The sequence below is a fragment of the Mariniflexile maritimum genome (genome assembly GCF_009746565.1).
Taxonomy (GTDB): Bacteria; Bacteroidota; Bacteroidia; order Flavobacteriales; family Flavobacteriaceae; genus Mariniflexile; species Mariniflexile maritimum.
Genome location: NZ_WRPN01000004.1, coordinates 234574 through 258706, shown reverse-complemented (window position 1 = coordinate 258706; position 24133 = coordinate 234574). Strand labels below are relative to the sequence as shown.

At 38.2% G+C, this 24133-nt stretch carries 21 protein-coding genes; 10 read left to right on the top strand and 11 right to left on the bottom strand.

What is annotated here, in order from left to right; all coding sequences use genetic code 11:
• Positions 1-41: 41 nt before the first annotated feature.
• Entirely contained in the window at positions 42-2195 is a 2154-nt protein-coding gene (locus tag GQO80_RS08255; protein WP_157207875.1) for a TonB-dependent receptor, read from the bottom strand.
• Positions 2196-2829: 634 nt separating this feature from the next.
• Complete coding sequence (locus GQO80_RS08250; protein ID WP_157207874.1) at positions 2830-4107, bottom strand: NAD(P)/FAD-dependent oxidoreductase; 1278 nt, start codon at positions 4105-4107, stop codon at positions 2830-2832.
• 119 nt (positions 4108-4226) lie between these two features.
• Between GQO80_RS08250 and GQO80_RS08245 the strand changes: the two genes are divergently transcribed.
• Together GQO80_RS08245 and GQO80_RS08240 are read left to right on the top strand one after the other, a co-directional pair.
• Positions 4227-4721, top strand: a complete 495-nt coding sequence (locus GQO80_RS08245) for an RNA polymerase sigma factor (RefSeq protein ID WP_157207873.1) — start codon at positions 4227-4229, stop codon at positions 4719-4721.
• Positions 4722-4725: 4 nt separating this feature from the next.
• The gene (locus GQO80_RS08240; RefSeq protein WP_157207872.1) at positions 4726-5361 is read left to right on the top strand and encodes a hypothetical protein; all 636 of its coding nucleotides are present in this window, start codon (positions 4726-4728) and stop codon (positions 5359-5361) included.
• Positions 5362-5507: 146 nt separating this feature from the next.
• Here GQO80_RS08240 and GQO80_RS08235 read toward each other — a convergent pair whose 3' ends face one another.
• Complete coding sequence (locus GQO80_RS08235) at positions 5508-6122, bottom strand: pseudouridine synthase (protein ID WP_157207871.1); 615 nt, start codon at positions 6120-6122, stop codon at positions 5508-5510.
• Positions 6123-6244: 122 nt separating this feature from the next.
• Positions 6245-6442 carry a hypothetical protein gene (locus tag GQO80_RS08230; protein ID WP_157207870.1) on the bottom strand — a complete coding sequence of 66 codons (198 nt, stop codon included), beginning with the start codon at positions 6440-6442 and terminating at the stop codon, positions 6245-6247.
• A 384-nt stretch (positions 6443-6826) separates the two neighbouring features.
• Here GQO80_RS08230 and GQO80_RS08225 point away from each other — a divergent pair, with 384 nt between their 5' ends.
• From GQO80_RS08225 to GQO80_RS08200, 6 genes are all read left to right on the top strand, one after another.
• Entirely contained in the window at positions 6827-10273 is a 3447-nt protein-coding gene (locus GQO80_RS08225; protein ID WP_157207869.1) for a proprotein convertase P-domain-containing protein, read from the top strand.
• 223 nt (positions 10274-10496) lie between these two features.
• The gene (locus tag GQO80_RS08220) at positions 10497-11459 is read left to right on the top strand and encodes a c-type heme family protein (protein ID WP_198037738.1); all 963 of its coding nucleotides are present in this window, start codon (positions 10497-10499) and stop codon (positions 11457-11459) included.
• A gap of 209 nt (positions 11460-11668) precedes the next feature.
• Positions 11669-12220 (top strand): dihydrofolate reductase family protein, encoded by a 552-nt coding sequence (locus GQO80_RS08215; RefSeq protein ID WP_157207867.1) that lies wholly within the window; start codon positions 11669-11671, stop codon positions 12218-12220.
• Positions 12221-12301: 81 nt separating this feature from the next.
• Positions 12302-12718: a VOC family protein gene (locus GQO80_RS08210; RefSeq protein WP_157207866.1), complete on the top strand. Its 417-nt coding sequence runs from the start codon at positions 12302-12304 to the stop codon at positions 12716-12718.
• A 142-nt stretch (positions 12719-12860) separates the two neighbouring features.
• The gene (locus GQO80_RS08205; RefSeq protein ID WP_157207865.1) at positions 12861-13088 is read left to right on the top strand and encodes a CDGSH iron-sulfur domain-containing protein; all 228 of its coding nucleotides are present in this window, start codon (positions 12861-12863) and stop codon (positions 13086-13088) included.
• Between the two features lie 72 nt (positions 13089-13160).
• Positions 13161-15452, top strand: a complete 2292-nt coding sequence (locus GQO80_RS08200) for a type IA DNA topoisomerase (RefSeq protein ID WP_157207864.1) — start codon at positions 13161-13163, stop codon at positions 15450-15452.
• Positions 15453-15547: 95 nt separating this feature from the next.
• Here the strand turns inward: GQO80_RS08200 and GQO80_RS08195 are convergent, their stop codons facing one another.
• Complete coding sequence (locus tag GQO80_RS08195) at positions 15548-16492, bottom strand: hydrogen peroxide-inducible genes activator (protein WP_157207863.1); 945 nt, start codon at positions 16490-16492, stop codon at positions 15548-15550.
• Between the two features lie 101 nt (positions 16493-16593).
• Here GQO80_RS08195 and GQO80_RS08190 point away from each other — a divergent pair, with 101 nt between their 5' ends.
• Positions 16594-17073, top strand: a complete 480-nt coding sequence (locus tag GQO80_RS08190; RefSeq protein WP_157207862.1) for a Dps family protein — start codon at positions 16594-16596, stop codon at positions 17071-17073.
• Positions 17074-17130: 57 nt separating this feature from the next.
• Here the strand turns inward: GQO80_RS08190 and GQO80_RS08185 are convergent, their stop codons facing one another.
• From GQO80_RS08185 to GQO80_RS08160, 6 genes are all read right to left on the bottom strand, one after another.
• Positions 17131-18462, bottom strand: a complete 1332-nt coding sequence (locus GQO80_RS08185) for a DUF58 domain-containing protein (RefSeq protein ID WP_157207861.1) — start codon at positions 18460-18462, stop codon at positions 17131-17133.
• Between the two features lie 71 nt (positions 18463-18533).
• Positions 18534-19532 (bottom strand): AAA family ATPase, encoded by a 999-nt coding sequence (locus GQO80_RS08180; protein ID WP_157207860.1) that lies wholly within the window; start codon positions 19530-19532, stop codon positions 18534-18536.
• Positions 19532-20752, bottom strand: a complete 1221-nt coding sequence (locus tag GQO80_RS08175) for a DUF4350 domain-containing protein (RefSeq protein ID WP_157207859.1) — start codon at positions 20750-20752, stop codon at positions 19532-19534. Before GQO80_RS08175 ends, GQO80_RS08180 begins: the two co-directional genes overlap by 1 nt.
• A complete protein-coding gene (locus tag GQO80_RS08170; RefSeq protein ID WP_157207858.1) occupies positions 20745-21467 on the bottom strand; it encodes a hypothetical protein in 723 nt (240 codons plus the stop codon). The genes GQO80_RS08175 and GQO80_RS08170 overlap by 8 nt, the downstream gene beginning before the upstream one ends.
• Complete coding sequence (locus GQO80_RS08165; protein ID WP_157207857.1) at positions 21460-22380, bottom strand: hypothetical protein; 921 nt, start codon at positions 22378-22380, stop codon at positions 21460-21462. Before GQO80_RS08165 ends, GQO80_RS08170 begins: the two co-directional genes overlap by 8 nt.
• A complete protein-coding gene (locus GQO80_RS08160; protein ID WP_157207856.1) occupies positions 22373-23359 on the bottom strand; it encodes a stage II sporulation protein M in 987 nt (328 codons plus the stop codon). The genes GQO80_RS08165 and GQO80_RS08160 overlap by 8 nt, the downstream gene beginning before the upstream one ends.
• Before the next feature lie 35 nt (positions 23360-23394).
• On the opposite strand from GQO80_RS08160, the gene GQO80_RS08155 reads away from it, so the two are divergent.
• Positions 23395-24120 (top strand): RDD family protein, encoded by a 726-nt coding sequence (locus GQO80_RS08155; protein ID WP_157207855.1) that lies wholly within the window; start codon positions 23395-23397, stop codon positions 24118-24120.
• Positions 24121-24133 lie beyond the last annotated feature (13 nt).

Below are 24133 nucleotides of genomic sequence, written 5' to 3'. Positions count from 1 at the left end.
TTTGCCATGAAAAACCCTTCAAGTTCACAAATCAAGATACTCTACAAATTATCCAACTGATTGCTTTTTTTATCGGCACTAATGGTCCAGAAGAAGCCCACAAAAAAGAACTGATCGGCAGCAGGTTGCAAGGCGCGCCGGTTAAAATGGCCTTGTGCATCAGGCGTATTGGCATAGTGATAACCATGTGTGTTCTTTAGCCCCAGCACATTGTTTACAGAGGCATACAGTATTTTTTGCGGACTTATCAAATAGGCCCAATTGACACTTAGGTTATTATAAATTTTGGTTTTATCGTTTAAAAAACCAGGTTTATTGGGGTTTGTAAAGGTTCTACCAGAGGCCATCGCATAACTAAAGCCAACTTGACTGCGCCAATTGTTAATCCAATACTTACCAACTACCGATAAATTATGGGTGTTTGCATAATTGGGTTGAGCCGCTTTGGGATAATTTTGGTAATCGCGTTCTGTATCTAAAAGCGAATAACTGATCCAATAATCGAGGTTTTTAAAACTTTTATTATCGCGCCAAAAAAAATCGATACCTTTTGCAAATCCGAAACCGCCGTTATTAAATACACTGTTGAAGCTGGCAACATCTGTATCATACTTTACTAATTGAGCATAATCTTTATAATAAGCTTCTGCCCTAAAAAGTGTTTTGTTGCAGTTATATTGGTAGTTCAAAATGTAATGTGCTGCATGTTGGGACTTTAATTTTTGATTAAACTTTAAAACATTGTTGCCCGGGTTTTGGTAAAAATGGCCATAAGCTAGTGACAACTGACTATGGCCAGTGGTTTTGTAGGCTAAGGCAAGTCGGGGTGCCACGGTAAAATCGTTAAACAACGGGCTATATTCCGTTCGCAAACCCGTTTTAAAAGCTATTTTTTTTGAAAGGAATATATCGGCTTCCGCAAATGTTGCCGCTAAATCATCATTATGCCCGTAATCAACAGCGTTTAAAGAGCGATTCTTGTAGTTTTCCGTGAATTTGGTAGAGAAATACTCAGCTCCAAAATAAAGTTTAAAATGATTGCTTATACGGTTTTTGAATTTAAGTTTGGTATGCATTGATTTTTCAACACTTGCAATGGCACTATCAATAATATCCAAATTGTTAGTTGCATAAGTGAAACTGGTACCTGCAAAATACGACCAAGTAGCATTTAATTCCGCTTCATAAGAACCATTCAAATAAAAGTTTTTATTGTTCAGCTTAAAGTGGACACCGTTGCTGTAATTAATATCTTCCTGCGTTAATTCAAATTGGGTCGCATCAAACGCCCCATATAATTTAAACAATCCTGAATCTGTTTTTTTCCGGAATACCGCTTCACCCGACACAGTTTCAAAAGGTTTTTCCCACTTATTTCTACTTGAAAAAACAGCATTATACGGTGCTAAATTAACATAAGATGCGTTCACGCTCAACGAACTTTTGTACCATTTTTGGGTATTGCCAACACTAGCACCCAGGCTCATCATGCCAATATCGGTTTTGTTTTGGTCGGGTTCATCAACTGTATTCAACAACAACACACTTGATAAGGCTTGCCCGAATTCAGCCGAATACCCCCCTGTTGAAAAAGTAATACCATCAAACAAAAATGGCGAAAAGCGTCCGCGAGTAGGCGTATTATTGGTTGTTGGGGTATATGGTGCAAAAACACGGATGCCATCAATAAAAATTTGGGTTTCCTCGGCATCGCCGCCCCGCACAAACAACCTACCGTCTTCGGCCACCGTGGTGGTTCCGGGCAAGGTTTGAAGAGCGCCCACAAAATCGCCCAAAGCACTAGCGGTGGTAACGATGTCCATGGGTTTTAAAACGTTTAGCTTACTTTGGTCGCCCGCTTGAAAAGTACCTGCGGAAAGCACCACCGCATCTAGGGTATTGACATTTTCATGGAGTATAACTTTCAGGTTTTTCATGTGAATCACATCGGCTGCCATTGTAAACGTTTCAAAAGACATGAAAGAGATTACTAAAGTTTGCGTACCCGTTTCGGTGGTTTTAAACAAAAAAGCACCTTGTTCATTGGTCGTACTTCCATCATAGGTGCCGCTTAAATAAATATTGGCACCCGGTATGGGAAGCCCTTTTACATCGGTTACCGTTCCGTTAAGTATGGTCTGTGCCATTGAGGCGTTTGAAAGTATAAAACTGATAATGAAGAAAAATGGTTTCATGTTAAAATGAATGGTTATTTTTTATGATGCCACAAAGTTGAAGCATAACCAACCCATGAAAAACGAATACTTACCGAACTGTAAAAATAGCAGGATGAACTGAAAAAAACTTCAAAATTTCAAATGCCAATTGCCCTATTCTAAATTTTAAATTCGAAAATCAACTAAAAAAAAGGACCTCTTTTAACCAACTTTTTCTTTTAAAAACCATCGTTGTTTTGGTTGTTGGTGGGCATAAAAAATCTTCCTAAAAAATATGTTTTTAACCAGCTGTTTTTTTCTTTTTCAGCACTCTTTTTTTGGGAATTTTTTAGCGATTATTTCCATCTTTTTTTAACCTTATAAGTGGTGGTGTTTTGTTGCGGATGATGAAAATTCATAGTCTAAAAACCAATGCCAAAACAAGCCTAAAAATTTAATTTTTTAGGTCGTAATTTTTTTATAACTTCGATACGTTTTCTGTTGATTTCTATATTTTGGAAGTGCTGGTTTTTAATTATAGTTTCAATGGGCTTTCCTCCTTAAAAAACCCAAATCACACCAGTTTCAGCCTTAAATAACCACAATAGACAAAATCTATACACTTTATTTAATATAATAATTACCAAATAATTAATATATTTTAATTAAATATTTAATTTAACTTCTTGAACGGACGAATAATAAGGCGTGCCGCTTTATCAAAATTGATGTAATTGTAGCTCCAATTAACAAAAACCAGCACTCTATTCCTAAAACCAACCATGGCCATTAGGTGTACAAACATCCAAATAAACCACGCAAAAAAACCTCCAAATCGGTAGTGTTTCAAATCCACGACCGCCTTGTTTCTTCCTACGGTTGCCATCGAACCTTTATCGATATACTTGAATTTTTTTAGTGGTTTTCCATCAATTAATTTAAGGATATTTTTACCCAAAAGTTGCGCCTGTTGTATGGCCGGTTGCGCCACTTGCGGATGCCCTTTGGGGTAGTCTTCGGTAACCATCAAAGCGATGTCGCCCAACGCAAAAATATCGGTATAGCCTTCCACCAAATTATACTCATTAACCCTATAACGATTTGCACGTTCCACCTGTGCATCGGCACGCAGCCCTTTCACAATATCACCTGTTACACCCGCAGCCCAAATTAAGGTTTCAGACTCCAATTCCAGACTTAAATTAGTTTTAACCGTTTTGCCATCATAATCTTTTACAAAGGTGTTGCAATGCACCAACACCCCCAATTCCCTTAAAAACCTCGCTGCCTTTTTTGAGGCAAACTCGCTCATGGTTGGCAACACGCGCGGACTGCCTTCCAACAAATAAATTTGCATATCGGCAGGAATCAGGTCGCGGTAATCCTTGGGCAAAATATGGTTTTTAAGTTCGGCAATGGCGCCGGCAAGCTCGACACCTGTTGGCCCACCGCCCACGATAACGAAGTTTAAAAGGGCCTTGCGCATGGCCTTATCGTTTGTTATGGCAGCTTGTTCAAAATTTTGCAAGATCAAACTGCGAATATTCAATGCCTGTGGCACCTTTTTCATGGGCATGCTGTTGGCTTCAATCGCCTTGTTTCCAAAATAATTGGTGGTGGTTCCAGTGGCAATTACCAGATAATCGTATTTTAGTTTGCCAATATTGGTTGAGATTTCTTTAACTTCGGCATCAATAGCATACACTTTAGCCATTCGGAAATAGGAGTTTCTATAACGCTTTATCACTTTCCTAAGTGGGTAGGCAATCGAATCGGGCTCCAATCCTGCCGATGACACTTGATATAATAAGGGCTGGAAGGTATGGTAGTTGCGTTTATCAATAAGCACTACTTGCACGTGTTTGTTACCTAGTTTTTTTGCTAAATTAATACCGGCAAAACCGCCACCAATTATCACGATTCTAGGCACACCAGTTTCGGGAATATTCATTGTTTTTTTCGCAAAGATATAATGCCCATATATTAAAATGCCCTATATAAAATATTATTTTTACAAACCTGTAACATTTAACCCCTCAAAGCTACTTACCAAGTAACCAAACCAACATAGTGAATAAAGAAACTGAACATAGTTTTGTTGAACTGCTGGAAACCCATCAAAACATCATCCATAAGGTGTGCCGTTTGTACACCAACAACTATGATGCGCACAACGATTTGTTTCAGGAAATAACCATTCAACTCTGGAAAGCATACCCGAAATTTCGTGGCGATGCCAAATTTAGTACCTGGATGTACCGTGTTGGGTTGAATACCGCCATCACACTTTACCGAAAATCGAAACGCAGCATAACCACACAGGATTTTGAAGGCGTCGCATTTAAAATATCGGCAGAACCGTATGATGACACCGAAGAACAACAACTAAAAGTGCTTTACAAAGCCGTTCACCAATTGAACGATATAGAAAAAGCCCTAGTTTTTTTGTATTTAGAAGATAAAGATTATAGCGAAATTAGTGAAACCTTGGGTATAAGCGAAGTGAATGCCAGAGTGAAAATGAACCGAATAAAAACCAAACTTAAAACCATACTAAATCCTTAAGGTGATGGAAGAACTTGAACTACTAAAAAAAGACTGGAATAAGGACAAGCCAGAGCATAAAAAACTCGCTGCCACCGATATTTACCCCATGCTGCATAAAAAGTCGTCGTCCATTGCAAAAACGCTGTTTTACATCAGCATTGCCGAATTGGTGTTTTGGATCCTGGTAAGCATCATCCCCTATTTCACTTCCGACAGTTACAGAAAACGTGTGGAATCCATATATACCAACGACACGTTTTTTACCGTGCTCAACATCCTAACCTACGGCATAGTTTTACTGTTCATCTACCTGCTCTTCAAATCGCACAAAGCCATTTCGGTAACCGATAATGCCAAAAAGCTCATGGAAAGCATCTTAAAAACCCGTAAAATAATCAAATATTATGTACTCTACAATCTAATCATCGCAGGCATATCCATTGTTGCGGGCACACTGGTGGCCATCAACCAAAACCCCGAACTCTCCAATACCGTCTCACATTTCAGCGACAAACAAAAACTGCTGGGGTGCGCCATCGTTTTGGGCGTAAGCATCGCCTTTGTGCTCATTATCTGGCTATTTTACAGACTACTTTACGGCCTGCTCTTAAAACGCCTAAACCGCAATTACAACGAACTAAAAAAACTAGAAGTTTAACTATTAGGGCGTTACCTTTATCCTGAAACAAGTTCAGGAACTGGTCGGGCTTTCCGTTGCAATCTTTTTAAAACGCCCCGGCACAAAGGCAGGTCAAAGCCATTAGCCAATCGCCGTAACTTACCAGAAATTAGTTTGCCAAGGTTTTAAAAAGGATTTTCACTACAATCCCTAACGCAAATATTGGCCATGGCAATTACCTCGCCAACCTGCATCGTGTTTAAATGGATATTGCCCACCCTAACGCGCACCAATCGCAAGGTAGGATGGCCCACGGCCGAGGTCATTTTGCGCACCTGCCTAAACTTGCCCTCGTTTAAAGTAACCGAAATCCACGACGTGGGTCCATGCCTATCATCACGTATTTTTTTACTCCTTGTTGGCAAATTAGGCACTTCCCCCAATTTAAAGACAGCACAGGGTTTGGTTGTATATTTCTTGCCCTCAAAGCCAATTTCAACACCCGCTTTTAACTGCTCAATGGCTTCTTGGGTTATGTTTCCGTTCACTTGGGCGTAATATTCTTTCGCTACTTTTTGGCTATTTATAAAATTGCTCATTTTGCCATCGGTCGTTAGAAGCAACAACCCCTCCGATTTTTCATCCAATCGCCCAATGGCCATAACACCCTCAGGAAACGCATACAAACTCCCTAAAAACTTTTTAGATTGCTGCTTGTTGGCATTGCTCGCAAACTGGCTTAGATACCCATAGGGTTTATATATAATGTAATGGTGGTGTGGTGGGGGTCCTTCAATCATTTTAATTTTATTAGTCACATTCATTACGAGGCACGAAGCAATCTGTAATTCAGGAATGAAGCAAATATATTAAGAACACGTTCCATAACAACATAAAAAAAGCGACCTGTTGGTCGCTTTTTTTATGGTTTTAAATAAATCAAACATTGATTTAGTTCTGGGTTTTGCCGTACTAGAGACAGAATAAATAATTTAAGCTCGTCTATCTCGTGGGGCAATAATCGTTGTACTGCCTTTTGTACTTCTTTGCAAAACAACGATGCATCAAAACTGACTTTATTAAGTACCGTTTTGGTGTACTCAAGCATTGCTCTTGCCATGATTTTATTTAGGTTTAGGTTGATAAAAGTAGATTTTTTTATAGGCTTTGTTGGTTTAATTCATTTTATAAATTTAATAAAAAATAGGTAAAACGGATGCTTTTTTTATTAAAATTAACGTTTAAAAACGTAAATCCCTATGAATGAAATGGGTATAATCCTTAAAATAGTTTTCTAAAAACTATTTTTTTTCTATTTTTACTTTTTGAAAACTAGTGCTCTCACATTAAAGAAGTAAATTGCTATGAACCAACCTAATACCCATTTTATAGAATAATTGTATTTAAGTGCCATCAAGCCATATCGTAAATTGCGCGATTTATTGCTTAACAAGTTGTTATAATAAACGATTAATACATTCAATTCTTTCTGTCTCTCAAAAAAATGAAGCCATTCAAACTATTTTCACTAATTTTTATTTCAATATATTTTTTAAATCCTGAAAAATTTTACGCTCAGGATGTTTGCACCAACTATACGGTAACCCCCGGAACAAGCATATCTACTTGGGGAGGGAATGTTTATAACTCTGTTATTAGCGTATCTGATTCTTATGTAATAACAGATGTGAATGTTACGGTGAATATATCACATACACAGAATAGTGATTTAGATATTTATTTAATATCACCAGCGGGCACCAGCATTGAATTATCAACCGATAATGGTGGCAGTGGTAATCATTACAACAATGTTACTTTTGATGATGCCTCAACCAATACATTGCCAACCGGCAACACAACGCTGTCGGGCACCTATCGCCCCGAAGGAACATTAGCTGGGTTTAATGGAGAAAATTCTAATGGCAATTGGACTTTAAGTGTTACAGATGATTCCTTTTGGAATGGTGGAACTATTAATAGTATTACAATAAACTTATGCTATACCCCAATTCCTGTTGGTGGTTATTTAGGCCCTGGAGGTGTTGGAACTGTTGGCCCTTCAACTAACTTAGTGCTTTGGTTAAAACCGGAAGTTGCAGGGAATACGGGAAGTTTATGGAAAGATAGTTCAGGAAGAGGGTTTGACTTTAGTGGCGGAAATGGTGCAACTTTGAATTTAGGTGACACCAACGGGTATGATTCTTACAGCTTTAATGGAGCGAATCAATACTTTGAAAAATCGTATGAAGCATCATTAAACCCACTTATGTTCAGTATTTTCACGGTTAGCAATGTAACTTCATCGAGTAATTATAAAGCTGTTATTTCAAATCGTGATGATCCAGCGGGTACGCCAACACATGGTTTTATTTTATATGCTGTTCCAAATACAAATTATTGGGAATTTTGGAATGGAATAAATAGTGGTTCGTGGCAAATTACGGGATCATCAACTTCTACAGCTGGTTCTTGGGGTATTCAGAGTATATTTTATCAAAATAGTACCAACGGAAAAAAATTATTCATAAATGATAATCCACCCTTAACAAATACGCACAGTTTAACTGCTAATTCTTCAAGACCATTTCGAGTTGGTGCAGGAAGAAATGAAATAACACCCGATTATTATTTCCAAGGAAAGATAAGTGAGGTTATTATGTTTGATAATACAATAAATACCGCACAACAAATCATAATCAACAATTATTTGTCCGCCAAATATGACACACCACTCACTTCAGATGACATCTATAAACAAGATAATTCTGGAAAAGGCAACTTCGACCACGATGTAGCAGGTATTGGGCAAGCTTCCGACGGTTCAAACCACACCGATTCACAAGGTACAGGCATTGTTCGTATAAACAATCCTTCAGCCCTGTCAAACAATGAATTTTTATTTTGGGGCGAAGAAACCAAGGACCCTGTTTATAATTTTTCTACCAATACAATAAATTATACCGAACAGTTAAATTCCAAATGGCAGGTTAACCACAAAGGAAACTTAGGCTCTGTTGATGTATCATTTGATATTAGCACTGTAAATTTAACAGGTAAACAAACTTGTGCGCCATTACAACTGGTTATTGATGATACAGCGAATATGGCATCGCCTTTAAGGGTTTATGATTTAACCATAGTCGGCAACACAGCTACGGCAACAGGGGTAATATTTGGCAATAACAATTATTTTACTTTAAGATATGCCGACCAAATTGTATGGAACGGTACTGGTTTTTTCAACGGTGCAGGGTTAGGAAGTGCACCAAACAACAGCAATTCATGCTTAAAATTTACGGTTAAAGCAGGCACTACCACAACGCTAACCAGTAATGCCCACGTTCGGGATATTGAAGTAGAACCAGGTGCGACCCTAAATGTTGCTAATGGCATTTTATTGCAAACCGAAAACGGCATCCTTAACAATGGGGAAATTGATTTATTGGGCGAAGCGCAACTCATCCAAAATCATACCGGCACATCACTGAACTCCGGTGCCGGAAGTTTAAAGATTAGGCAACAGGGCACTGCCAACGTCTATAATTATAATTATTGGAGTGCTCCTGTAAATAGAAGTGGCAATTGGCAAATTGGCTATCTGGAGAACGCCACTAAAACCGTAAACTTTACCAGCGCGCTAAACGGAAGCGTTTCCCCAACTACCATTACCCTAAGTACCCGATGGCTCTATGGTTTTAAAGGTGCACAAAACAACTACAACGCTTGGGCCGCTTTAACCCCAACAAGCAATATTGCCCCAGGGGTAGGCTATACCCTAAAAGGTTCGGGGGCAGCTACGCCCGATCAAGAATTTATTTTTAGGGGCCGGCCCAATGATGGTACTTATACGTTTCCAGTTGCCGCTAACACCGAGTTTTTAGTAGGAAATCCGTATCCATCTGCATTAAATGCGAACAAGTTTATTACCGATAATTTATCGGTTATCGACGGTTCGTTATATTTCTGGGAATCTTTCTCAAGCAACAATAGCCACTATTTAGCAGCTTATGAAGGCGGTTATGCCATTTACAACTTAATGATGCCCATGCCCGCCATTGCCGATGCTTCTAATTTAACAAGTGGTAATGGTACAACATCGCGTCCCATCCCTACGCAATACGTGCCTGTTGGTCAAGGATTTTTCACTACCATTACAAACCCCGGCACCTTAACGTTTGATAATTCGCAACGTGCTTTTGCTAGAGAATCCTTAAATCAAACGGTTTATTACAAAACCGCTTCCAAAGGTAAGAATGCCGAAAATGAAGATAACCGACCCAAAATATGGTTTTCCTTTACCCAACCAAAAGGCTACACTAAATTTTTAGGATTGGGTTACGATACCAACACAACCTACGGCTATGATAAAGGCTATGATGCCAAATTATACGACAGCTTTAAAAACGACATATTTTGGTTAATGGATGAAGAACCTTTGGTTATTCAAGCATTACCGGAAATAAATACCAACGACCAATTGCCCTTAGGCATTACAATAGACGAAGCAGGTATTTATCAATTTGCCATTAGCAACATGGAAAACGTTCCAGACGATTTGCCCATTTATCTGCACGATAACGACACAAACACGTACTATAATTTAAGAAACGGTGATGCGCAATTGGTTTTAAACAAACAAGCCAACGGTAATCAATTCTCTATTGTATTTAAGGAACAGGGCACACTTGCCACTACGCAATCAAACCTTCATAACTTAGGGGCCAGATATAACCCTAGCACAAAAACCTTAAAAGTGCTCGCTACCCAACCTGTAAACACTATGGATGCGTTTCATATTTACAATACAATGGGGCAGTTGGTATTAACCGTAAATGCGCCAAAAACTACTAGTGTCAATTTATCCAATATAGCAAATGGGGTTTACATCTTAAAAATCGATTCAAAAGCCATTAAAAACGTAAAAAGCATCAAGTTCGTTAAATATTAAGTGATGAAAACTGTTTCATAATATAATGTTTGATGGGTTAAAACCATCAACTTTTATATGGATTGATGCGAAACCGTTTATAATGTTGTGAGTTTTTGTACGATTTCTACTGGGTAATTTCAATTTATATTTATTAAATTTAATGTTTAAACGGCCAAAAAACCTTTACACGGCTTTTTATGAGGTCTATACTGATACTTTGACCCTAATTAAAATCATCATCATGAAAAATAACCCCCTATTCTTTTTCTTTTTTATTTTATTGTTTGTGGCTTGTAAAAACCCACAAAAAGATAACCCATCGACAGTGAAAGCAACACCGAAACACACAGAACAAGACTTCGCCGAAGGGTTTCAATTAATGGAAAACAACTGTTTTACATGCCATAGCCCAAACCCTTTATTGGAAAACAAGGTAGCACCGCCCATGCAGGCTATTAAAACGCATTACATAACGAGTAAAACAACGCAGGAACGTTTCACGGCCGATTTATTTTCATTTTTAAACAACCCAACTGAAGAAAAATCTAAAATTCCCGATGCGGTAAAGTTGTATAACATCATGCCAAAAATGAACCTTACTGAAGCGCAAATTTCTAAAATAGCATTGTATATCTACCATTCCGAATTGGAAAAACCAACATGGTATGCCAACCATTATGAAGCCGAAAGAAAACGTTTTAGTGCAGCCACAGCCTTATCGCCCATAGAGGCAGGTCAGCAATTGGCCCTAAAAACCAAGGGTGTTTTAGGCAAAAACCTGCTTGGGGCCATAAACTCAAAAGGCACCGAACATGCGCTGTCATTTTGTGCTACCCGCGCCATTCCTTTAACCGATAGCATGTCGGTAGCATTAAATGCAAAGATAAAAAGAGTATCCGATAAAAACAGAAACCCCAATAACAAAGCAAACGCAGAAGAACTGGCGTACATAGAAACTGCAAAATTGGCCATTGCACGAAATGAGAACCCGAAACCCCAATTAACAACCCTGGGCAACAAACAAATAGGGTATTACCCCATAACAACCGACAACATGTGTTTGCAGTGCCATGGAAAACCACAAACAGAGGTTTTGCCTAAAACCTTGACCAAAATAAAAAGCCTTTATCCACACGACCAGGCACTGGAGTATAGTACCGGCGATTTAAGAGGTATTTGGGTAGTGGAGATGGATGTGAAATAAAATGAAAATGGAACAAACATCAGGTTTTTTTTGAAATTTAAAATATCATTCCGAAATTATTGGGACCAATCTAGTTGCATAGATAAATTTTATTTGGCCTTAAATATTAAATAGCGTATTTTTTTAATTATTTTAGTGGTTAGAAGTAAAATACGTCATCATCTTCCTAACTGTCCACATACTTTAAGGAATAACACAAACTTTATAAAATGGGAAAAGTAATCGCTGCAATAAACATGACGCTCGACGCGATTTGCGACCACACAGCAGGCATCCCCGATGAAGATTTACACCAACACTACACCGAACTTTTAACCAATGCTGGAGTGCTGTTATATGGCCGAACAACTTACCAACTCATGCAATTTTGGCAAACGCTGCTTAAAAATCCTTCAGGCCAAAAATCAATGGATAACTTTGCTTTGGCAATAGATAAGATACCAAAAATTGTTTTTTCAAACACCATGGAAAACACCGAATGGGACTCTGCGAAACTTGCAACAAAAAACATTGAACAGGAAGTTTTAGAACTTAAGCAACAATCGGGCAGCGATATTTTAATTGGCAGTAGAAGTTTAATAATTCAGCTAATAAACCTTAATTTGATTGATGAGTTTCAAATTTGTATTCACCCATTGGTTGAAGGAAAAGGTTTGTATTTGTTCGACAAAATAAAAAGCAGGACATTTTTTAAACTTTTAAGGACAAAAATATTTAGTTCAGGCGCAATCATGCTCTATTACCAGCCGTTGCCACAATAAGCAACCAACCTCAAGTTATAATACAATGACCCATAAACGCATATAAAAATTGAAGTAAAATGACTTAAAAGCAGCTACACAATGGACAACATATTCAACACATACAAACCCGACAACTTTCATACCGTTACGCCTTATTTATTTGTCAATAACCCCCAACGCTTCATCGACTTTTTAAAAAATGCTTTTCTTGCAATTGAACTCAGTCGCACAATAAACCCAACAAATGGCGATATTGCTAATTGTATCTTGCAAATAGGCGACACTTGCTTTATGGTAAGTCAAGCAAGGGAACAATTTGAAGGAATGAAAACGTCCATGTATCTGTATGTTGATGATGTGGAAATTATTCATAAAAGAGCCATAGAACATGGTGCAAAAGTAGAATTTGAACCTACAGATATGCCCTATGAAGACAAACAATCTGGCATTATAGACCCTTGTGGAAATTATTGGTGGATTTCTAAACGACAAGTAAATAAAGGCTACCATGAATGATTAAAACGCTATTTTTTTGAGGTATTGAAATTTAAAAAACAGGCGCATCAACCCACTTTTGCTGTCAAACATAAATAAATCAACCCTCCCCTAAAATATCAAATTAAATATCTCAACGTTCACTTAAAAAAACTTTAATATTATGGGCAAAACAAAACTTACCATCAACAGCAACGGGTCGGTAAAAGTAGAAGGCGATTTTGAAATAGTTGACAGCCAAGGCAACGTTTACGGGCTTCAGGGTAGAAATGTGTTGGCTATTTGCCGATGCGGACTTTCGGCCAACAAGCCTTTTTGCGACGGCTCGCACCGCAACCATTTTGAGCACGATGCCAAGGCATTCGATTTGCCTCCCATGAAAACCCGTTAATAACTCCTAACAATTCCTTTTTTAAACCCACACTTAAATCCTTATTTTGCGGCCTCTTATTGATACTAAAATATGAAAGTTTGTATTGCCGAAAAACCAAGTGTTGCCCGCGAAATAGCCGCAGTTTTAGGTGCTACCAACAAGCACGATGGCTATTTTGAGGGCAATGGCTATGCGGTAACCTACACCTTTGGGCATTTGTGCACCTTAAAAGAACCCCATGATTATAAAGCCTATTGGAAAAGCTGGGACTTAAACAACCTGCCCATGTTGCCCGATAAGTTTGAAACCAAAGTGGTGGCAAATTCGGGTATTCAAAAGCAGTTCAAAATAGTGAAAAACTTATTTGACAAGGCCGAGGTAGTCATTAACTGCGGGGATGCAGGACAGGAAGGAGAACTCATTCAACGATGGGTTATGAATGAAGCAAACTACAAGGGCGAGGTAAAACGGCTCTGGATTTCCTCATTGACCACCGAAGCCATTAAGGAAGGTTTCGATAATTTAAAACCATCGGGCAACTACGATAATTTATACTACGCAGGCTTTTCCAGGGCCATTGGCGACTGGTTGTTGGGCATGAACGCCACTAGGTTGTACACCGTAAAACATGGTGGTTACAAACAAGTATTGTCCATTGGTCGCGTGCAAACCCCTACATTGGCAATGGTTGTTAACCGTTTTAAAGAGATTGAAAATTTTAAGCCACAACCTTATTGGGAATTGCAAACCCTATACCGCGATACGCTTTTTAGCTACGAGGAAGGACGTTTTTTGAAGAAAGAAGACGGCGAAGTTTTAGCCAATAAAGTAAAAGAAAGTGAATTTGAAATAGTTTCCATTGAAAAAAAGGAAGGCAATGAATTTGCGCCCAAACTATTCGATTTAACAGGCTTACAGGTATATTGCAATACCAAATTTGGGTTTTCGGCAGAAGATACCCTAAAAATTGCCCAATCGCTTTACGAACAAAAAGTAATAACCTACCCCAGGGTGGATACCACGTTTTTACCTAATGATATTTATCCCAAAGTGTCCGGTATCCTTCAAAAATTAACCAATTACGCAGCGTTAACACAAGTTGTTCTAGGAAAAAAGATAAAAAAATCGCCAAAAGTTTTCAACGACAAAAAAGTTACCGACCACCACGCCATCATCCCAACGGGGGTTGAAATTAATTTACAGTACAACCAACAGCAGGTTTACGATATTATTGTTAAGCGTTTTATCGCTGTTTTTTACGACGATTGTTTGGTATCAAACACCACCGTAATCGGGAAAGCCGCCGAAGTGTTGTTTAAAACCACGGGGAAAGAAATACTTAAAAAAGGTTGGCGTGTTGTTTTTGAGTCGCCTAATTCCAAAGAAAAAGAACCTGATATTTTGCCAACGTTTATAACAGGTGAAAAAGGGCCACACCAACCCTCATTTTTAGAAAAGGAAACCAAACCGCCCAACCAATTTACCGAAGCCACCTTGTTGCGTGCCATGGAAACCGCTGGAAAACAGGTAGATGATGAGGAATTGCGCGACTTGATGAAGGAAAACGGCATTGGTCGCCCGTCAACCCGCGCAAACATTATCGAAACCTTGTTTAAGCGCAGGTACATTGTACGAAATAAAAAGCAAGTATTGCCAACACAAACAGGCATACAATTGATTGAGATAATCCAGAATGAACTACTGAAATCGGCCGAACTTACGGGCAGTTGGGAAAAGCAATTAAAAGACATAGAAAAAGGAACGTTTACCGCTTCGGAATTTATAAACAATATGAAGCGTATGGTTGATGCCTTGGTTTATGAAGTGCGCAGCGAAACCACGCGCGCCAACATATCGCATGCATCACAGGTTAAAAACCGTGCAGTTAAGGCAGAACAAAAAAAAGCCGCCGGAATTTTGGCCCAGGTTTGCCCCAAATGCAAAAAGGCAAGGCTCATAAAAGGAAAATCGGCGTTTGGTTGTGGCAATTACAAAGCGGGCTGCGACTTTGTATTGCCATTTAGTTATGCCGATAAAAAAATATCAGAAAACCAGTACCTTCGATTGTTACAAAAAGGTTCGACGGTAAATTTAAAGGACTTTAAAACCGATACCGGCACTGTGGAAGGCTTGTTGCGTTTTGATGCCGATTTTAAGATTGTTTTAGAGCCAAAAAAAACAGTGGTTAAACCCATAGCAGATGTATTGGTTTGCCCAAAATGTAAAAAAGGCACCGTAATTAAAGGAAACACCGCTTATGGATGCAGCCACTACAAACAAGGGTGCGATTTTAAAGTAATGTTTGAAACTGTTAGAGCCAAAATAAACGGCCAAAAACCCACCAAGGAACTGGTATATCGCATTTTAAGGGACAGTGTTTAAAATCTCATATATTGTAATGAAGCACGACAAAGCAATCTGTTTGTAAAGGGTTATGGATAAACCGATTACTTCGTGCCTCGTAATGCCTTAAACATTTACTTTTTAGAAGGCAACGGACTAATAATTTTTACATCCTGAAATGCAATGGCTCCCCGCACCAGCCCCGATATAACGTCCTGTAGGGCTTCAATAATTTGCATTTTAAGTTCGCTTTTATGGTAAATAAGGCTCACTTCCCGAGCTGGTGAAGGCTCATTGAAATAATGCAGGTTTTCTTTTTCCTGTTCTTTAATATCTAAGGTATGAAGATAGGGCAAAAGCGTCATGCCCAAACCTTCGTTTGATAGTTTTATCAAGGTTTCAATGCTGCCGCTCTCCAATTGAAAGGCATCGTCGGGGTTGTTCTTAAATGCTTTGCATAAATTGATAACGCCATCCCTAAAACAATGGCCATCTTCAAGTAGCAACATATCGCTAATATCTAAATCGGATACATCTATTTTTTTGTTGCTGTGCAACCGGTGGTTCTTTGGAATGTAACTTACAAAAGGCTCAAAATAAAGCACGCGCTCTTTAATGGCTTCATCCTCAAGGGGCGTTGCGGCAATGGCAGCATCCAAATGACCGTCTTTAATACTGGAAATAATATCATCGGTGGTCATTTCCTCAATTTTTAGTTTAATTTTTGGATATTTCTTTATAAAACTTTTCAAGAACATGGGCAATAAGGTTGGCATAACGGTTGGGATGATGCCCAGTTTAAATTCGCCGCCAATAAAGCCTTTTTGTTGGTCCACAATATCCTGAATACGGTACGATTCGTTTACAATATTGCGGGCCTGGGTTACTATTTTCCTGCCCACTTCGGTAAGTTCAATGGGTTTTTTGCTTCTATCAAAAATCAAGATATCAAGTTCTTCTTCCAGCTTTTGTATTTGCATACTTAAAGTGGGTTGCGTTACAAAGCACTTTTCGGCTGCTTTTGTAAAATTTTGGTTTTCGGCAACCGCCAACACGTAGTATAATTGTGTAATCGTCATGCGTATCAATTTAGACTATAAAAATATAAAAACTATCGATAAAAATTATGGAAATAATGCCTTATTATAGCGTATATTTGTAGTAAGAAAAAATATATATTATGGCAGTTAACAGTATTGGTTTAAACACCGTAAAAGCAAAAGAGATCGCTAAGGATTTGAATAATCTTTTAGCAAATTTTCAAATTTATTACCAAAACCTTCGCGGGATTCATTGGAATATAAAGGGCAAACGATTTTTCGACTTACATGTGAAGTTTGAAGAGTTATACACCGATGCCAACATGAAAGTAGATTTAATAGCCGAACGCGTGCTAACATTGGGTGAAACACCGCTGCATACCTTTAAGGATTACACCGAAACGGCGCAAGTTCCTGTTGGTAAAAACATTTCGCAAGATGAAAAAGCGGTAGCATTGATTGTAGATTCATTAGCTGAACTATTGAAAATTGAACGTTCTATTTTAGAAAAAGCGGGCGATGCGAATGATGAAGGCACCAATTCGATGATGAGTGATTTTATTACCGAACAAGAAAAAACAGTTTGGATGATGAAAGCTTGGTTGAGCGAAACCGTTTAATAAGCTGGATTGATTAATAGCGAGAAAGACCTTCATTTTTGAGGGTCTTTTTTTTTATTACAACAATCCGCGGGCCTTAATCTCCAAATATTTATTTATGGTGTTAATGGTTAAATGTTCGGGGGGCGTTAAAATACTTTGGATACCGTGTTTTTGTAGTTCGTTTACAATTAACTTTTTTTCGTAAATAAACTTTTCCGCTATGGTTTTCTCGAAAATTGCATAGGTGTTTTTTGCCATTTTGTTGGTGAGTTTTTGCAATTCGGTGTTTTCAAAAAAGATAACCACCAATAAATGGTTTTTTGCGATGGCCTTTAAGTAAGGCAATTGCCGGTGTAAAGCATCCAAGGTTTCAAAATTGGTGTACAATAACAGCAAACTACGTTGGTTTAAATGACGTTTTACATCAACGTACAAACGCGAAAAATCCGATTCCACAAAGTCGGTGTCCAAATTATAGAGTGTTTCCAAAATGATATTCATTTGCGAAGGTCGGCGTTCTGCCACTACCCTATTTTCAACTTTTCTGGAAAACGAAAAAATACCCGCCTTATCCTGTTTTTTTAGGGCCACATTACTAATTACCAACGATGCATTAATGGCATAATCCAACAGGCTCAACCCTTCAAAAGGCATTTTCATAACCCTGCCCTTATCAATCACGCTGTAAACAGGTTGCGAACGTTCGTCTTGGTATTGGTTCACCATTAATTGGTTGCTTTTGGCGGTGGCTTTCCAGTTAATATTCCGTAAATCATCGCCTTGCACATAGTGTTTTATTTGCTCAAACTCCATGGTATACCCAATGCGACGTATTTTTTTAAGACCATATTCAAAAATTTTGTTTGAAAAAGCCAAAAGCATGTACTTTTTTAATTGCAAAAACGACGGATAATTAGGCACCATGGCATCCTTTCCAAATTGAAAACGCCTAGAAACAAGACTTATTGGGCTTTTAACATAGAGGTTTAAATTTCCAAAATGGTATTCCCCGCGCTGCAGAGGGCGCAAGGTGTAGGTTATTTTTTTTGAGGCTTGTCTTTTCAGTTCTGTGTTTATCCCAAAATCGCGCTTTTGGTATTGAAACGGCAACTCGTCGATAATTTGAAGGTGGCTTGTAAAATTATAGTTGTTTTGAAGGGATATTTCAATAGGATTATCATCGCCATTGCTTAATTTTTCTGGCAAAACTCTGGATGCCCTAATGCCTTTTTGCTTAAATAATAGCAAAAAATCGAGCATGACCAAACCCAGAAAAACAAAAAACAGCATTTGCACCATTACCAACAACCCCGGAAACATATAGGCGACAATAAATAAAAGCACAAGAATGCTTACGCTTGTAAAAAAGCGCCCCGTTAAATAAATATGTTTAAAAAAACGTTTCATGTTTTGTTTGCCACTTATTCACGATTGATTTTCAATTTATAATTCGTGTATTTGTGGCTAATATTTTTTAATTACCTAGGAATTTCAATCGTTTCTAAAATCTGGTCGATTACTTTTTCAACGGTAAAACCTTCCATTTCACGTTCGGGGGTGAGCACCAAGCGGTGTTTTAAAATGGCTTTGGTGCAGCGTTTTATATCATCGGGGGTTACAAAATCGCGTCCGTTAATGGCAGCGTGCGATTTGGCAGCGTTCAATATCGCTATTGAAGCCCTGGGTGATGCACCCAAATACAGATTGGCATTGGTACGCGTGTTATTAACAATGGAAGCGATGTAGGTAATGAGGTGGTTTTCGACAATAATTTGCTTTATTAAATTTTGATAACCCGCAATTTGTTGGGCGTTCAACACCGGAATAACCGCATCAAAATCCATGGCATCCTGCCGTTGGTGGTTGTCGAGCAAAATTTGAATCTCGTTTTCAAGCGTTGGGTAATCCACATCAATTTTAAACAGAAAACGGTCCAATTGTGCTTCGGGCAAACGGTAAGTGCCCTCTTGCTCGATGGGGTTTTGTGTTGCAAATACCAAAAATGGCGCGTCCATGATGTATTTAGTACCATCCATGGTAATTTGGCGTTCGGCCATAACTTCAAACAAAGCGGCTTGGGTTTTTGCTGGCGCACGGTTTATTTCATCAATTAAGATGATATTTGAAAAAATGGGCCCTTTTTTATATTCAAACTCATTGGTCTTTACGTTAAAAACAGAGGTCCCCAAAATATCGCTTGGCATCAAATCGGGCGTGAATTGAATTCTACTAAAATCGACATCCAGTGTTTTTGCCAACAGTTTTGCGGTAATGGTTTTTGCAACTCCCGGAACCCCTTCAATTAATGCGTGCCCGTTTGAAAGCAGCGACATAATAAGCAGTTCGATCATATCATTTTGGCCGACAATAATTTTGCCTATCTCTTTTTTTATAGCTTCCACGTGGTCTTGAAGTGGTTTTAAATTGAGTCGGCTCTCAAAATTAACAGCTTGGTTTTCAATTGGTTGTTCTTCCATTAGATATTATTTTTCGTGAATGTTTCTATAAGTTTGTTAAGTTGTATTAAATCGGTTTCAGTATGCGCTGTTTTCGATTTTAAATATACCATATAATCTATTAACGCCTTGGTATCTTCCTTTTTGTTTGATGATTTAACGGCCAATTTAGAAATGAAGGTTTCGCCCAATTCATTGGTATCCAAATAATATTTAGAGCGTATCTGTTCAAAAAAATAGTTGATTTTATGGTGGATGATGTTGGTAAAATCGCCATGTTGATAGTACAGGTCGGCAATGGTTTTTGTAAAATCCAACGTGGCATTTTTTAAGGGCCCCACTACCGGAATGATGCGTTGGGTGCGTTTTCCCTTAAAAATAACAAACAATGCAAGTGCAACCAATACGGTATAAAACGCCCATTTTAAAGCTTGGTTTTGAAGCACAAAACGCAACGGACTGCTAACCACCTTTCTGCCGCTTTTATAATAGGCATCCCAAATAATAGGGTGTTTGGGCAGAAAAGAAAGTACGGTTGCCGCATACGCATCGTTGCCATTTAATATGTGATAATTACTAAAAGCAAACGGATTGGTATGCACATAAAACGCACCTTGTTTGTTTCCAAAAGGCACTTTAATAAAATTAATATTGGTATCGGGAATGGTATCATGTACCACCAATTTTTCTTTTTTCACCTTAACCATTCCTAAAGCAATGGCGTTTAGGGTATCTATTTTGGTGAAAAAACTGGTTTCAATCACATCGTTAAACGTGCGGGCGTTGGTTTTCAAGCCCGGGCTTGTAAAATAATTATGGGCAGGTTTTTTAAAAAGGCCGTTCATGTCCGTTCCCGTCCTTATGTTTAAGGTATCCATTAAAACACCGTACATATAGTTGGCGCTCATAAACACCGTATTGCCGTTTTCAACGTAATGGAGCAGCGCATCAGTATCCTGTTTATTAAACGATAATACGTTATTGATATAAAGGGTAACGGTTTTAGAACGGTTTCTATAATCCTTTAAAGCTTCAAATGCTGTTTTGGTTGAAACTGAAACGGGCATTTTTGAAAACGTTTTTAGTTCGTTAAAAAGCACGTAACCCCCCAACGGAATTTTATCGGAAGCCGCATAAGAATCGCGCCAGTTTATTGCTTTGGGCTTGGAAATTTCGGCAATCATCATCAATACGATAACCGCACCTATGGCATAAAGTGCTATTTTAGATCGTTTATCCATGCGGAAGCGTATTTATGGTTTCGAAATGGACGGTGTTTTTATTGAAATCGGCTTCATCAATGGGAAATTCACCATACCAAACATAATCGTAAATGTAAGAAATGCGCTTGAAAACCAATTTGGTGTTTTCATCCTTAATTTCATTAATATAATCGCTATTGGTTTTATCGTAATGCCACTCGATAATATTTTTATTGGTGAGCAGCTTTAGCGATTTCAAGTACAGATAACGGGTTGCCAAACGGTAATTTTTATTATTTAACGCATCGGAAATTAAGGTATCGAAATTAACTTGGTTTAAATGCGCCTCTACATATTGAAACCCATCGATATCCTTTACCTCGGTTTTGAATACTGAATTTATGGGCGCATGCATTAAAAACTTGATAAGCAAATACAGGGTGGCGATGCCTAAAAAGCCATAAACGATATATTCCAGGGTTTGAAAATTGATGAAATCGATGTCGAAACCAAAAACATCGCTAAGCCATCCAAAAAATTTCTGTAAGATGCGTTGTAACAAGTTGATGCCCCCCGTATCGTTTATGTTATAATTGAAATCGGCACCTTTGTAACGTTCACCAATGGCATCCTTAAAATAGGTTACCTGTATGTTTGATGTATCTTTTTGAACATGATCCTGTGAAAAGCAGTAGCCATGGCCCAGAAACAAACCGAAAGCACAGAACGTTTCTTGAAGCCTAGTATTAATCATTAACCCCAATTTGATCGATTTTATTTCTTAAAAACACATTGTACTTATCTTCGTAAATATTGTAATACAGTACACAATAAGCGACTTGCGTTAATGCTTGCGAATAGATAAACGCCAACAAAAACATGGCAAATCCCAAGGTAAAAACCACATTGGCGAACACACTTGTTGCCAAATCGATATTGCTTTCCAATGAAAAATAAACGTAAATACCAATAATAAACCCGGGAACGGACAAGATAAGCCCTATTAGCATCAAGTTTAAAATTCCTATTACCAACCCGAATAAAATCACCTTTCCAAAGTTAGAAAATGTAAACGACCAACCCTCCATAAGTGCATCGCCAACACTTTTGTTAGCGGCAAAAATGGCCATAAACGACAAGCCAAAAAAGGAAGTGAACAGAAAGCTCATCCCGTATTGCACCATCATACCCAATAACGGGATGAAGGCTAATATTATGGACATAATTAAATACCCTATATAAATACCAATCCCCAAAAGTATGAATAGAATTATGGCACCAAGTTTTTGTATTATTTGCTGCCAAATATTTTTTGATGCAACTTGACCGTTTGCACGAACATATTCACTCATATAGGCACTAGAAAAACTGTAATTTATAAGCGCTGTAATAAACAGTATAAGCACCAAAACAATGGCACCTATAATTAAATACAGGGTATCGTCGCCATCGTTATTCATACCAAACCTAAAATCCCTACTGGCCAACCCCATAAAACCGGTTACCAATAAATACGACGACACGATAAGTAAAATGATGCTTACCGTATTGTATCGCAAATACAGGCTCGTGTAGTTTTTAAAGTTGAATTTCAAAAACAGGAAATAAGTATTTATAAGGTCGCCAAACGAATTTCGGTTGCGTAGTTCTATATAGTTGTTATCCACTGTTATGGGTGTTTTTAAGTTCGGGTTGGTATAATTTATTCAAATGAATGGGGTAAATAATATAATAAAATACGATTAAAAATAGCGAGCACGCAATGATACCATAAGTCAGGAATGAAGGCATTTGTTCGCCATAACGGGTAATAAACCCTTCAATAAAACCGGCAATAATAAAAAACGGGATGGTGCTCACCACAATTTTAAGCCCGTCTTTGGCACCTTTTGTAAATGCAACGCGCCGCGAATAGGTTTTTGGGAACAAAAAGCTGTTTCCCATAACCAAACCGGCACATCCTGCAATAACGATCACCGAAATTTCAATGGTACCATGCAACCACACGGTAGTTGTTTTTTCTAAAATACCATAAGTATAAAAAAAGGTAATGAACGCTCCCAACATAATGCCATTGCTGAACAAAATATAAATAGTGCCCACGCTAAAAAACACCCCAAACGCAAAAGCCATAATGGCAACCCGAATGTTATTGATAGTGATGCCCAAAAACGAGCCAATATTGCTGCCGCTTTTGTAAACCGCCATGGGTTCACCTTTTTCAATGTTTTCAATGGTCATGTTTACATAGCCATCGCCCAAGATGAGGCGAACAAAAGAGTCGTCGTTCAAGGTTGAAATAACCCCAATTAAAACGGCCACCATGAATATTAAAAACGTATAGAGCAATGTTTTATGATAGCTTCGGAAAAACAACGGAAACTCATACTTCCAAAAAGAGACGATTTTATTTTTCGATTCGCGTTTGGTTATATAAATTTTTTGATGCGCTTCGGATGCTAATGCGTTTAAGTACAGCAACGTTTTACTTTCTGGATAGTAAGTCTGCGCATACGCCAAGTCGTTTGTAAGATGGATGTAGTATGAAGCCAAGGCATCCGGATTTATTTTAGCATTATTGTGTAATGCACTTTCAAAAACCATCCATTTTTCCTTATTTTGCTTGACGAAAGATGCTTCGCGCATAAAACTTTTTTAATGAGCAACGAATATACATTTCAATGAGCAATTTAGCAATAAACACAGCACAAAATGTTAATTTAGATTACAAACTAATTGGCGTAGGCGAGCGTTTTGCGGCGTTTTTAATTGATGGGCTTATTTTATTGACCTATATGACCATTATGGAAAACTTGGTGAATATCTCGACCATTTTCGACACCGACGATTGGACACGACAAGGCTTTCTGGGGTTGTTCTTGCTTCCTGCATTTTTTTATTCGCTGCTATGCCACATTATTTTTGGAGGACAAACTGTAGGAAAAATGCTTTTTAATATAAAGGTAGTCCGTTTGGATGGCGCACCCACGCAATGGTATAATTTATTGGTTCGATGGATGTTGCGCATAGTTGATATTTGGCTGTTCTTTGCTTCAATTGGCGTTTTAAGCATTTTGTTGTCCGATAAAAAGCAACGTGTGGGCGATGCGGCGGCGGGTACGGTGGTTATTAGTGTTAAAAACACCAATAAAATAACCAGTACCATTTTAGAGGAAGTGGAAACCGATTACCAACCTGTTTTCAATAACGTAACGTTGCTTACCGATAAAGATGTGCGCATCATTAAAGAAACCTATACCATTTCAAAAAAAAACAATGATTACAAAACGCTGAAGCTTCTACGGAACAAAGTAGCCGGTGTTTTAAACGTAGAATCCAACTTATATGACGTTGAGTTTATCAACGCCGTATTAAAAGATTACAATTATTATACACAAAGCATGTAAATGGCTTATCCTA